Origin of the sequence: uncultured Tenacibaculum sp., assembly GCF_947495995.1 — a bacterium.
Lineage (GTDB): Bacteria > Bacteroidota > Bacteroidia > Flavobacteriales > Flavobacteriaceae > Polaribacter.
On sequence record NZ_CANMAX010000003.1, the window covers coordinates 274,356 to 286,983 of the forward strand.

14 protein-coding genes are annotated in these 12,628 nt (G+C 35.4%); 4 read left to right on the forward strand and 10 right to left on the reverse strand.

Translation table 11 applies throughout. The features are described 5' to 3' along the window. Nucleotides 1–24: 24 nt before the first annotated feature. Both Q1A15_RS10420 and Q1A15_RS10430 read right to left on the reverse strand, forming a co-directional pair. Entirely contained in the window at nt 25–2,421 is a 2,397-nt protein-coding gene (locus Q1A15_RS10420) for a TraG family conjugative transposon ATPase (RefSeq protein WP_299622961.1), read from the reverse strand. Nucleotides 2,422–2,691: 270 nt separating this feature from the next. After that, the gene (locus tag Q1A15_RS10430; protein WP_298310212.1) at nt 2,692–2,979 is read right to left on the reverse strand and encodes a hypothetical protein; all 288 of its coding nucleotides are present in this window, start codon (nt 2,977–2,979) and stop codon (nt 2,692–2,694) included. A 173-nt stretch (nt 2,980–3,152) separates the two neighbouring features. Here Q1A15_RS10430 and Q1A15_RS10435 point away from each other — a divergent pair, with 173 nt between their 5' ends. Then, nucleotides 3,153–3,806 (forward strand): N-acetylmuramoyl-L-alanine amidase, encoded by a 654-nt coding sequence (locus Q1A15_RS10435; protein WP_299622967.1) that lies wholly within the window; start codon nt 3,153–3,155, stop codon nt 3,804–3,806. Nucleotides 3,807–3,891: 85 nt separating this feature from the next. Here the strand turns inward: Q1A15_RS10435 and Q1A15_RS10440 are convergent, their stop codons facing one another. The 5 genes from Q1A15_RS10440 to Q1A15_RS10460 all read right to left on the reverse strand — a co-directional run bounded on the left by Q1A15_RS10440 (nt 3,892) and on the right by Q1A15_RS10460 (nt 8,276). Next, nucleotides 3,892–4,353 carry a Mov34/MPN/PAD-1 family protein gene (locus Q1A15_RS10440; RefSeq protein WP_299622970.1) on the reverse strand — a complete coding sequence of 154 codons (462 nt, stop codon included), beginning with the start codon at nt 4,351–4,353 and terminating at the stop codon, nt 3,892–3,894. Further along, nucleotides 4,350–6,146, reverse strand: a complete 1,797-nt coding sequence (locus Q1A15_RS10445) for a ThiF family adenylyltransferase (RefSeq protein WP_299622972.1) — start codon at nt 6,144–6,146, stop codon at nt 4,350–4,352. The genes Q1A15_RS10440 and Q1A15_RS10445 overlap by 4 nt, the downstream gene beginning before the upstream one ends. Beyond that, nucleotides 6,146–7,144, reverse strand: a complete 999-nt coding sequence (locus Q1A15_RS10450) for a CBASS cGAMP synthase (RefSeq protein ID WP_299622975.1) — start codon at nt 7,142–7,144, stop codon at nt 6,146–6,148. The genes Q1A15_RS10445 and Q1A15_RS10450 overlap by 1 nt, the downstream gene beginning before the upstream one ends. A 1-nt stretch (nt 7,145) precedes the next feature. Beyond that, nucleotides 7,146–7,799, reverse strand: a complete 654-nt coding sequence (locus tag Q1A15_RS10455) for a hypothetical protein (RefSeq protein ID WP_299622978.1) — start codon at nt 7,797–7,799, stop codon at nt 7,146–7,148. 351 nt (nt 7,800–8,150) lie between these two features. After that, the gene (locus Q1A15_RS10460) at nt 8,151–8,276 is read right to left on the reverse strand and encodes a hypothetical protein (RefSeq protein ID WP_298310198.1); all 126 of its coding nucleotides are present in this window, start codon (nt 8,274–8,276) and stop codon (nt 8,151–8,153) included. A 145-nt stretch (nt 8,277–8,421) separates the two neighbouring features. Here Q1A15_RS10460 and Q1A15_RS10465 point away from each other — a divergent pair, with 145 nt between their 5' ends. The 3 genes from Q1A15_RS10465 to Q1A15_RS10475 are packed head-to-tail and all read left to right on the forward strand — an operon-like array spanning nt 8,422 to nt 10,211. Next, nucleotides 8,422–9,105: an RNA polymerase subunit sigma gene (locus Q1A15_RS10465; RefSeq protein WP_299622982.1), complete on the forward strand. Its 684-nt coding sequence runs from the start codon at nt 8,422–8,424 to the stop codon at nt 9,103–9,105. Further along, complete coding sequence (locus tag Q1A15_RS10470) at nt 9,092–9,436, forward strand: hypothetical protein (protein WP_299622984.1); 345 nt, start codon at nt 9,092–9,094, stop codon at nt 9,434–9,436. Before Q1A15_RS10465 ends, Q1A15_RS10470 begins: the two co-directional genes overlap by 14 nt. Continuing rightward, nucleotides 9,423–10,211: an ImmA/IrrE family metallo-endopeptidase gene (locus tag Q1A15_RS10475; RefSeq protein ID WP_299622987.1), complete on the forward strand. Its 789-nt coding sequence runs from the start codon at nt 9,423–9,425 to the stop codon at nt 10,209–10,211. The genes Q1A15_RS10470 and Q1A15_RS10475 overlap by 14 nt, the downstream gene beginning before the upstream one ends. Here the strand turns inward: Q1A15_RS10475 and Q1A15_RS10480 are convergent. The 3 genes from Q1A15_RS10480 to Q1A15_RS10490 are packed head-to-tail and all read right to left on the reverse strand — an operon-like array spanning nt 10,208 to nt 12,627. Continuing rightward, nucleotides 10,208–11,323 carry a hypothetical protein gene (locus tag Q1A15_RS10480; RefSeq protein ID WP_299622990.1) on the reverse strand — a complete coding sequence of 372 codons (1,116 nt, stop codon included), beginning with the start codon at nt 11,321–11,323 and terminating at the stop codon, nt 10,208–10,210. The genes Q1A15_RS10475 and Q1A15_RS10480 overlap by 4 nt on opposite strands. Before the next feature lies 1 nt (nt 11,324). After that, nucleotides 11,325–11,981 (reverse strand): ATPase, encoded by a 657-nt coding sequence (locus Q1A15_RS10485; protein ID WP_299622992.1) that lies wholly within the window; start codon nt 11,979–11,981, stop codon nt 11,325–11,327. Then, nucleotides 11,965–12,627, reverse strand: a complete 663-nt coding sequence (locus tag Q1A15_RS10490; RefSeq protein WP_299622995.1) for a hypothetical protein — start codon at nt 12,625–12,627, stop codon at nt 11,965–11,967. Before Q1A15_RS10490 ends, Q1A15_RS10485 begins: the two co-directional genes overlap by 17 nt. Nucleotide 12,628: the final 1 nt, after the last annotated feature.

A 12,628-nucleotide genomic window follows, 5' to 3' on the forward strand; every position in this document is an offset into this window, starting at 1 on the left:
TTTGTCTTCATTGTTTCTGTATTTTTAAGATGAATATTCAGTGATTGCTTTTTCCATATCGTGATGCTTCTCGTAGAGTTGCATTATGGCTTCGTTTTCTGAACCGTCCGTTAAATAGGCAGCAAATACTTTCTTCGGTACTTCCAGACGAAAGATGTTACTCTCCTTGCCAATTTTGATAAACATTTCAGTGTACTTCCGTGGTCCAGTCAAATTGTTTTTGATGGATTTTAGTTGGTTCAGGTCGTGGCTGGAAAGGCTCAATCGTTTTACCAATTCGTCATAACCTTTTTCATTGTTCAAACTGTAAATGACCTGGGTGTTTTCCAAGATGCTTGCCGATGTAGAATTGTTAGGAAGCTGATTGATGGACTGTAAAATGATGCCGATAGCGCCATTCTGTTTTCTAATTGCCTGGTAATAGAATTCGACGCTTTCGAGTACGTTATCGAACTTCAATTGTTTGGCAAACTCATCGAATAAGATGATACCTTTTTCGGCTCTGTTTTTCCAAATGGTTCTTTGAATGGCAGACTTGATGAGTTTGAGCATTACAGACAAAATCTCTTTGTTATCCTTTACTTCATCAAGTTCAAAAACAATTAATCGTTTGTCTTCAATTTTATAGGTTTGGTCTTCGCTCACTTCAAAGAGAAAGCTGTACAAACCATCACCTACATACTCTGACATAATGTGCAAGAAGTTAGTAATGTTGAAGTAATCTGAATGGATTTTAAGGCGTTCCAGTAAGTTATCTGCATTCGTTTCTATAAAAGCATAAAAGCTATTTAAAGAATGTTGAATTGTTACTTCCTTGTAATAATGTCGCAGTATCTTTTTTACGGAAACCGATTGTGCTTTGGTCACTTTCATATCTGAAGCAAACAGCTCAAACAGAAAAACCGATAAGTCTTCTAGTCGCTCTGGAGTAAGGTCATTGGCATCACTTATAAAAAAAGGATTGATACCAAGATTCTTTCCACTCTCATAGCGCAGTACAGTGTATTTTTCGGGATAGAGTTTGGCAAACTTGGTGTATGAGCCACCTAAATCGATAATAACCAGGCGTACACCACTTTCAAAATATTGGCGCAAGATGTTATTGGCCAAAAAGGACTTGCCCTCACCTGTAGGTGCGAAAATGGCAAAGTTTCTAGCCTTAATACGTTTCTTTTGTTCGTCCCAAACATCTTTTAAAACAGGAATGTTATGCTCCCGGTCATTGAAAATAATTCCGGTAGCATCAGACTTGTAATTGCTGTTATTAATAAGTAAACACAAGGCGTGTTTTAAATCGGTGACATATAAATCCTCGTTTGAGAAATTAGAAGAAAAACAGCAGTAGCTATTCAAAATATAGTTCTTACGTTCTTCACCTCTTGGGTAGTACGGAATGATATCGACTTCCTTGAATTCGGTTTTAATCTTCGAGCCAATGCGTTCAAGGTTTTCAGCTTTCTTATCCCAAAATACAATGTTCAGATGCCCACGAATTACACGAGCTTGGTCGTCTGCATTTATTTGGTCAAGAATATGCTGTATTTTCTGTAGAACCACTTTGTTCTGTGAACCAAAATTGGAACTCTTGTTAAGCTCTTCGACTTTCTTATCGAGTTGTTTGCGCCATTTTTGCTTATCATCTAGATAGATAATTTGATTTACGATATGATTCTCATTAAGCGTAAGTCCCAGACCATCAATAAAGCCTTGATGAAAAACAAAATCATCTGATGTAAAGTGTTCATTGGTTTTACTAGTTTGTACGCTTTCGCCAAAGCATAATTCGCTGTTTATGGCAAGTGCGTCAAAGTAATGTTCACCAATATTCGCATTCTTTTTATCCAACAGAATATCTGTATCAAAACCAGAATTAAAGCCATTGAAATAGCTATTGGTCAGGGCGTGTATTTCTTTCGCTTCAAGTGGAACAAATTCTATTTTTCGGCTGTTATTGATAAAAGACACCGAATCACTCACCGAACCTATAAAGCTGTTGAGCGTTTCATCAGCTTCACGTACAATACTCTTTGAGACTTTGCGAAATGGGTTGATGAACTTTTTGTTGTTAAGAGCGTTGTTCTTGGTCAAAATGAAGAACAGATAGCTTTGATGTTCCATAAACTCACGACCTTTAAAGTGCTCGTGTGTGGCTTTTTCTAGGAAGGTATTATTAGGTAGTTGGCTCGATGTATATTTTTGTTTTAAGTAGATATCCTGTTTATGGACGACACATCCTGTAGGTAGCGATTTGATTGCCTGAAACCAGGCACCGTGCATATCTTCAAAGTCCTTTTCTGAAAGAGAATATATTTCAGGAAGCATCCCTTTAAAACACAATACGACATTGCCATTATTGGCAAAAACCACGTTTTCTTGAATATCCACGATGGGATAGTGCGATGCTAGATTAATCTTATTCATAGTTGAGTGATGAGGATTTCTTATTACTAATGTTCTTGGGAAATACCTTGGCGAACTGAAGCAATTGTGGGTTGTGTGCAAACCTTGTCAGTGCTATGTAAAGTGTAGCATTAAACGCTAGTACACCAATGATAACCCCAAAACTGAAGGAGAAAATGATGACCAATAATGAAGCTATAATGGCAATCATCATAAGGGCAAACAACGACACGGGCAATCCAAAAATCATTGCCCGTTTTCGTATGTTTTTATAGACCTCAAATCGTTTCATTAGACTACGATTGAGATTAGGTACGTGAAAATGCCCACGACTGCGCCTGCGATAAGTACAAAGACCAGTACGCGAGTGATTCCTTTTTTAAGGTCGGCATTCTCACCGAAGAAATGTCCTGCGTTAAACAAGAACCCAATTAGGAAGATAACCCCCAAGAGTATGGGAAAGATGGCTCTAATGGTATCTCCCACATCGTTTACGGAGTCTTCAATACCTCCAATTTGTGCAAAACTTGGTGATGTGACCAAGAGCAACGCCAATAGTAATAGAATTGATTTTTTCATTGTAATAGATTTTGCTTTTACTGCGATTCGTAAAAATGTTTTGCGAAATCTATTGTGGTAAGTCCTGTATGCTCGAAATCTTCTAAAATTTAACGTGATGTGCTGTTAAATTTTGGAAGATTCTTATGGAAAGAAGGTAATCGTTGCATTTTGTGTAAACTAAAACTGTAAGTATGAGAGCACCACACAAATTAATTGGAGCGTTATTTTTAATTGGGATGTTAAGCACTTTAAATGCCCAACGAGATGTTGCAAGTGACCAAAACCCAATTGTAATTATTGACCCAGGACACGGTGGTGCAGATGCGGGAGCGATATCAAGAACTGGAAGTAAAGAAAAAGACATTACACTAAGTGTTGCCTATAAAATGCTTGTATTGAATAATAGGCTTAACAAGAAGCCTGTAGAACTATATTTGACGAGATATATTGATACCCTAATTTCTTTGAATGATAGAACACAGCTCGCTAAAAAGCTGAAAGCGGATGTGTTTATCTCCATTCACTGTAATCAAGCTATTAACCAAACTGCTGCAGGAACAGAGGTTTATATCCATCCTAAAAGTGAAGTACAAGCGGAGGAATCTGCCTATTTCGGCTTTATCATTCAAAAAGGGTTGTCTGATATATTAGGTATTAAAAGTCGAGGTATTAAATATGGGAACTTTCAGGTACTGCGGGATAGTGAAGCTGATTGCGCTACTGTCCTGTTAGAGCTTGGTTTTTTATCCCAAAACGATGAAGCGGTCTATCTTACAAAAGAAGAATCACATCGAGCTATTGCGTTTTTGTTATTGCAGTCTATTACTAAATTTTTGGAGTTATGATGGAGTTGTATTTGGAAGTAGTTAAGTGTTTGAAAGAGGTAATGATATGCTTTTTAAAAACTATTGTATCAATTTTAAATGAATATCAATGTTGATTTGCCTTCAATTGAGTTAGTTTTTTTCCATTGAAATATCCGACGTAGAAATCTTTGCGACCAACTATTACCATCAAAAGAAAATTCTCATTAATTAAGTTTTTCTTAAACTGATTCTTTATCATTTTAATATCCGTTGCGGATGGTGTGGGATAATCTTCGGGATGTGTGTGCCATTCACCAATGTAGATGGTTGTGCCAAGACTGTTCAAAAATTCATAATTGATAAATAATTGCGCGGACTTTTTATTTCTATGAAAGCCATATCGCTTGCTTTTATCAAATAATGTGGGTGTAGTCGCCTTGGTAATAACAATTTCATTTTGTTTTAAACATTGCCCTAAAAGTATACCTCCTTTTTCATATTTGTTACCAGTTTGCTTAAAGTGACTAAACACATTCAAAACTCCTTCATTAAAGGATAAATTTATTTTTCCATCAGAATAGGTCATAAAGTGTTTTCAATTAGAGAATACTTCTCATAAGAATCAATTGCTAGGTTCACATTTAGTTTTTTTGCTATTTCTATATCGCCAACCCAAGAATAAAACAAGCTTTGGTTATCCCCATTTTCGATGACTTCTACTATTTTGATATAAGCTGCCGACAAAAAGAGTGATAAATGAGCGGATGAATATGGGGAATAAGTAGTTTGGCAACCACTTTCTTTAAGGGTGAATAAATCTCTTTTTTTCTCAAACTCTTCGGGTGAAATTATTGAGAACTTGTATTTGTAGACATCGGTGAACAAATCATCTAAATTTGCAAGATTATCTGGATGGAAGTATAGCAATTGAGCACCTATCAAGTAAGGTTCTACCCAAAGGATGAAAGTGGGTTTTTTTAGGTTGCCGTTAGATAGCTCTTTGATAAACCACTTTTCCAAATTCAATTTCCCTAAACATAGGAATATATAATCCTGTTCATTAAATTTTTGTTTGTTGTGGTTGTAAAAATCAAACATTGAAGATTCGCTGATTTGAATCTTTTGACTTGGAAGTTTATGTTTTAAATAGGTTTTTACTGCAAGTGCTTTATTCTGATTTAAGTAATGAAATCCTAGTAAATGGCGCTTAATATTTTCCGAACTTAGTTTATCGTTATCAATTAGGGTAAATTCAGGATTATTAAGATTATTTAAAAGACCTACTAGATTTGAACCAACACTTCCAATACCTGCTATGAGAAATTTGTAGTTATTTGGTGCTAGAATTTCTGAAGCTGTTCTTTTAATTAATCTCTGTTCAGTAAGACTATCCGAAGAGAAGCGCTTAACATTCTTCCTATGACCAGGCAAACCTTTTTTGAAAGTAATATTATAAGGCGTAAGCTGACTTGGGCGAAACCCTTTTATCTTAGAATTAATATCTGGATAGCTCCACCCAAAATACTTTTTTTCACCATTTATCGTCTTTCCAAAGACTAAAATTCTAATTGAACTTTTGTTGAAATAATTTCTAAAGTTTTTTTGATTCTCTTCCTTGATAAATTTTAGACTCTCAAAACAACTGATGGAGAACGGCGGTCTAGTTAGCTGTATTTCATTCTTAACCAAAAACACTTCATATTCTTTTGGCGAGTAATCTAGACTCTCAAAATACTGTTTATAGGGTTGAATTAAATCCTCTTCTTTATTATAAAGAATACCAGCCGATATCGTGTCTTTTTCTGATGATTTAATGCTATAAGTAAGTAAAGACAGAGAGTTGTAATTTTCTGGTTCTTTATCTATAACGGAGTAAATAGATTCACTTAGTAATTTATCTTTATAATTTCCTGATGTATTCCAATAGGCAACGAATTCATCTTCAAAATCTTCTAGGTTATCTCCTTTCAAACCTTCGATTAGGGTTTTTTTTGCCTTTCCAAGTTGGTCCAGTAGGATGCCCGTTGGATTTGATTCATCCACAATAACAAATTCATCATACACACATACATCATTTCTTAAAAATGAAGAATGAGGAATATATCCCAATTTCTCAAAATCATTTTTATCGTAATATATTTTGGCGGGCTCTAGGGGAAATACCGAACCAAGAGCTATATACATAGTAAGTTCATCAACAAGCCAAACCGATTTTACGCTATCATATAATCCTGTTTTTACCTCCCAGACTTCAAGATAATCATCGGATTCTAAAAAGTTCGCATCTTTCGGATTAGTAAGTACAGTTATTTCATCGTCGCTGATACTTTTTAGCTCAGTATAAGTATCATTTCTTATTTGCTCAAAGTAGTCTGACATTAAGCACTAGTAGCGTTAACATTAATGACTGCTGGTGCGGCATAAGACTTCGACTCGTTTTTAGATGAATCTTCTACATTCGAGCAAGCAAACCTGTCACCTAGATATTTTTGCCATTTTTTACATCCTTCTTTTGGATTACTATGAGCAATAGCAGCATCACCTGCACTTATAAGCTTGGACAATCTATCCATAAAATGAGTTTCACTATATTTTTGAAATAAATCTTCGCCTTCCTTTGTCGTTGGGCGTTCACATTTAAAATCATCTTCTAGTTCCGACTCGATTGCTTTCAAAGTATCTCTGAAAGAAATATCATCACGGTCATTGGCAACATAGTGATTCGTTGCAAGAATAGTTAATATTAAACCACTTGGCATTTTAGTACTATAAGATTTGTTTTGCTTGTCTCTCCAGGCCTTCAAATAGCGAACCAATCTCTTTAACTGGTCATTTGCCTCTCCATTGAACCATTTGTAAAACTCTCTAGGGTCACTATCCGTATAACCCTCAGATTTATGGGCAAGCTGTGGAATGGTTTTTTCGTCGTCTGATTCTATTTCTTTGAAGTAGATAGGCAGGTCAATATTGTGACCGTCAGAATATAAAACACGAATACAGGTGTTCTTTTTAAGCGCTCCTTTTGAAGTATGGTCTTTGACAGCATTATAAATCCAATTGTGATAGGTTGTCACTGATTTTCTATTGTCCAATTCATCAATAAAGTAAACGCCATCATCTAAGTCATAAGGATATAAAGTCTTTTCATTACCATCGTCATCAGTCTCGTAGTTTGGAAGAGGGTTTACAATTGTGTGCATCATAAAAGACCCTTGTGCTGAATATTTTGGTTTTGTCTCATTCTCCTTATTGTTATTGAAATAGTCTGTTATTTTCTTTCTTAAAGCATCTCTGTTTTTCCTTAGTTCGTTCTTTTTTGAGGAATCCAAGGAAACAGTTGTATTAAATTCTATGAATTGTTCGTGATTGTTTGCCATCTTATATATGTTTTAATTCTTTTGTTTGAAAATCTACGCTAATAGTTCCGCCGTTACCTTTTGAAAGGCTATTCTTGGAGAAATAGCCTCCTTCTAATCTTTTTAGCTTACCATCTTCTTTAAGGGTTAAAGTGTTAAACCCATCTCTTATTGGAATAGAACTGTCATTACTGCCCTTTTGTTGATAGTAAAAAAGTAACTGATATAGACCGTTATCTTTTCGGATTAAATCTTCAACAATACTTTCAGATTTAGTTTGAGTACTAGATATCTTTTTTCCATTCTTGTCTTCATCCCAGAAATAACAATCTACCTTAATATCTGAAGTAGTTTGATAAATTATTAGCTTACAATGCTTATCGCCTTCAACACCTTGGTAGTTGTATTTTACGTTTCCTTTATACGTCCCTCTAATCAGGGGTACTTTAATGAGAAGCTTCCATAAGAAAGGAATTTTATGTAATTTTTTATTTATTAGCCAGAAAATGATACCAAGTAAAATTGTCGCAGGATAAAATCTATGATATTCTATGTTGTATGCCTTTAATAAATTAATTATTAGGTTTATCAATGCTTCAGAGCCTACGTAAAGAAGTATTACGAGTAATATCAGCTTTGATTCGTCGTAATATTTAAAGTTAAAATCCGGTTTCATATATTTTTATTGTAAAGAGTTCATTATCAAAAAGTAATCCATTTTTAGAAAAAATTAACAAGTATTTTGTTATAATCAATATTAAGACATAATGTCATTTAATTATGACGACACCTTTAAGAAGCCGCCATAATTAAGCTTCTAATTAGACTGTTCTAACATTGAAGCAATGCCACTAATAACAACGATGGTTGCAAGACCAAAAACAATTGCTCTAGCAACGTCGCCACGAACACTCACGCAACTATTTTTGTGACATACACTAAGCTCTCCTTTGGAGAATATTATAGTATTCATAAAATGAATTTTTAAGTTATACAATCTCCATTCAGAGCTGTGGAGTTCCGCTCATTACTTTCCTTTACTATCCTTTCTGTTGCTTCTTATATGTTCTTTTACAGTAATTGTTTTGCCACCAATTTTTCTTTTGTGTTCTGGTATTCTATTGAACTTTTTACCTGATGAATCTTTTGCCATAATTTCATTTTTTGTTTTAAGGGAATTTTCTATATTTGGATACTCCCTATAGTTATTAGCACCTAATTTTTATTATTTAATCACAAAGGTTTGTGAGCATCTTTCACTCATATACCATAATAGATATATCCGTTTTGGTATATAGATGAATACAAACACGAAACAGGACATAGAATTCGCAAAAACACCTAGTATTGAACTGCTAGAGTACATATCTTTTAAAGATGAATTCCCTGCCGAAGCACAGAATGCTTTTGTAGAATTCTGTTATCGTTTTGAGAAAGATTTGAAACGTAAATCAGAGATTTATTGTAACAAGTATGGATATAATGAAGTGGTAGCCTTGGAAATTGCAAATTGTACCTTTTCAAGAGTATGGAAGTATCCCACTTTTAAAAAGGAGAAATCCAAATCTAAAAATTTGGATAAAGGCATACTTATTTGGATGTGTCGTATCCTATACACACAGTTAATAAAATACGGCGAGCTCAATACCTGTGCAGAGCCTACTAAAGAAGAGGACTTAAGCCTAGTCAATGATGCTGATGAACTTTTAGAAAGATTTGATGCTCCAGATATTGAGGCAAAGAGAGAGGTTAGAGCTAAGCTTCAAACTATAGAAAAGGCTTTGACGCAATTATCGGAAAAACACAAGATTATTTATTTTACCTATCGTGCTTATCAGAAAGAAGGTAAAAAAGTACCCCGTACTATCACTAAACTGCTAAGAGAAAAACTGGGATTAACACAAAAATCAGTTAACACCTACTATGGTGATGCACATAGACACGTTACTAACTATTTAAACATTATGAATGGCCAAGCCTAAAAAAATAGAACTGATTGAAGTTGGAGTTTTGGACAGTTGGTTAGGTTCAACAGGTTTCCTGTTTCCTAGTAATGAACTTGAACTTGATAGGTTTAATAAGTTATATGAAGATTACGATTATAAGTTAGATGACTTATCAATTGACCCTCTTGCTATTATCAATAATACATTTCATAGAGAGCCTAAAGTTCTTATGATGTTTGAAAACGATATCACTGAAGAAATGGAAGGCTTAAGAATGGTGGCACGAAAGGGCAACAAAGATTTGGCACAACATATTATTGATAAAATGAGGAGAAAGCACAATCAAGGTTCAAGTGAGGAGGAATAGAAATAGTATAAAAAAGTTAGCTGAAGCAATAGCTTTAGAATATGAGGAAAAAATTACTCCTTTAGATAAGATTGTTGGGGATGAGGGTTTATCAGTATTTTACGATAGTTATGGGAGAGATACTTTCGATGGAATGACTATTTATGAGAATGGACAGTTTTATATTCATATAAATACGGACTTAGGTAATAAGAAAGATTCACCAAGAGGGCGATTTACGTTGGCTCACGAGCTTGGCCATTACTATATTGACTCCCATCGTTTAGGACTTAAAAAAGGACTGCTAGAGCCACACCCTTCGAGAACAAACCGAAAGCAATTTAATCAAATAGAAAGAGAAGCAGATTTTTTTGCTTCTTGCCTTTTAATGCCTGAAGCAAGGTTTACCAAAGATTTTCATAGAAAGAGCTTTGATATAACTGTAATTGATTTTTTAAAGGAAGAATATAATGTTAGCAGAACTGCTTGTGCGTTTCGGTTTGCTGATATAGGTAATCATTCAATTATGATTATTTATGCAGAGGGCGGTAAGTTAAAGTGGTATCATTGCAGCGAGCATTTTCCTTATCAATATCTTCTTTACGATAAGGTTGTAGCTCCTAATACAGTAATGGGAGAATTCTTCAAAGGTATATCTGATGATATATTTAAAACTGAAGAAATTTGGGCTGTAGATATGTTTAAATATGTCAAAGATGACGACATTAACAGTAAATTCTTTGAGCATTGTATAACATACCGCGACAAAGCATTAAGTATAATTTGGGGAGATTAAACCTCAATCTTCCCCCAAACCACAGGATGCCTACTAGCAGCATTGTGTTTGCTTGTAACCGATTTGTAAATAGACCATTGTGGACGCTTTTCCGGCCATACCGCCTTACGGTTAATGCCACTATCTATTAATTGTTTGAAGAGGTCTGGTGACAATAGCATATAGTCCTTTTGCTTGATATTTACACCCAATCGGTATGCACCCAATCGGAAATAGGAAGCGTCTTCTCCTTCATCTATATCGACCTCAAAAGAAAGATGCTTGGTTATGTCTTTAACATTAGTTTTTTGAAGTAATGGCGATAGAGAATCGCAATACGAGGGAGCATTGAATGTTCCATTAATAATCACATTTTTCTTTCCTTCAGAAATAAGCTTTTCATAGATTTTTGAAATGTTCCGGACTTGACTTTTACGAATCACATCGGCTGTTTTTTCATCTACATCTTGTTTGGCGAGATAAATGGATAGCAACCATATCTTTTGTGACGATGGTGTCGTAATTTCATATTCTACAAGGTGTTGAAATTGGTCGCTGTAACCCCCAATAAGATGCGTTTTTATCGTATTGAGCCTATACCCATCACGTAATAGAATAGCCGTTTCTAACCCTTTCATTTCGTTGCTCTGGATAACAAAGGAATGTGCATAGGGTTTACAATCAAATTTAGGCAATACTTCTTGGTTAAATTCTTCGACAGAGCCTCGGTCTTCAACTTCGTGTAAGAGCAAAATATCCGCATTTACATCTGCAATGACTAATGCTTTATTATCAGTTGCCGTAGGTCTTATAGGGAGTGTTTGTAATTCTATCCAACCATTCCAGTCGGTAAGATGATTGGCTTTGGTTTCGATAGAATGGTGGATGCCTTTCATATATAAAAAGCCCGCTTTTCTTCGCATTATAGCATACGGCCTAGGGCTTGTTTTTTCGAAACCTATTAAGAATGAAAGTTCTCGTATGCGGTCGTGTTCTGGGATGGACTTAACGGTTTTTCGCATAAGCGAGTCGAGTTCGGTAATCCAATCGGTAATCATCTTACTTATGGATTTCTCAATAAGGCTTTTATCCCGGTGAAACAGGTTCTGGATATTAAATGTTGCTATTTTCATACTATTTGCGTTTGTCACTGGCATTCTTATCGAAGGCAATGAGGTTGAACAATTCACGCATACGACTGCGCACTCGATTGCCATAGAGGTCTTCTAGTTCCTGGGCGTTCAAATTGGTAGTAGCGTGTGTCTTTATTTTGGTTTTTAAGAAGAGTTCGTGCCGAGAGAGTAGTATTTCACCCATTACATTGCAATCCTTTCCGTAATGTCTTCCTATAGGTTCTACACCTAAATCATCAAAGCAGAAGAATTGCCCATTGCCGTAATCTTCAATGGTTTTAAACCCGATATGGTTAAACCCGAACACTATATTTCTCGATGGAGTCATTATGTAGGGTCTTTGATGGGGTACAAGGTTTTTGAGCAAGCGCATTAAACTGGTTTTGCCACAGCCCACAGGACCAGAAAGCAAAATCCCTTTGTTAGGGTCAATTTCATTGCGCTCGCAGTTAGCTTTATCCTTTACGATATAGTTGCAGAGTTTCAAGATGATTTCGTGGTCTTCTTCATAGATTTTGAAGTCTTTCCCGAAGAGTAGTTTTCCTTTAGCATCGAGGTATATCAAGATTTTTGGAAAATCATAGACTACAGATTTCCCATCGAACTTTCCTATTGAATATTCGATACCACCTTCCACTATTTTAGAGGGGTTGACCATAGTCTTTGTGTTTACTAGTTCGCAAGTTGTCCTTGTTTTGAGACAGCTCGTTTTTTGTTTCTATTTCTTCTGCTTTCAACATCCAGTTGCTTGCGGTGGCTTGCCAGTCCACAATTTTTATTTTGCCACCTACTTTCCAACCGATGGACTGATAGTGGTTGTAAAACTTCAAAGCTTCAGTAGCTGGCCATTTTTCATTTTTAAAGAATTCAATGACTTCAATTTCATTTTTTGGTAGCTTACGTTTATTACTGTTTTCTATTTGTTTGTTATTCTTTGTATTAGGTACCAGTGCTTGTTTCACATCTTGTTCACTGCTTGTTCCAGTAGTAGGTGCAGTACTTGTACCAGAGGTTGTATCAAAAATGAGCATCTTGACTTGGCTACCTTTATAAGGGTTATGGGAAGGGAAATAATCGAGATAATTCCAGTCTTCGAGTTGTTTCAGACAGCGATGATAGGTCGCTTTTGAACCTACCTTTCCTAACTTCATTATCTCTTGTCTGTCTAGGTAGAATATTTCTGGAAAACGACTCAAATTCCAAACTTGAAACAAAGCCATATAGAGGCTTATATGTGCGGGGTTTAACCGAGAGTCTTCCCAGAATTTCTGAAACACAGCGTTGAGATGTTTTATATAGTTCATA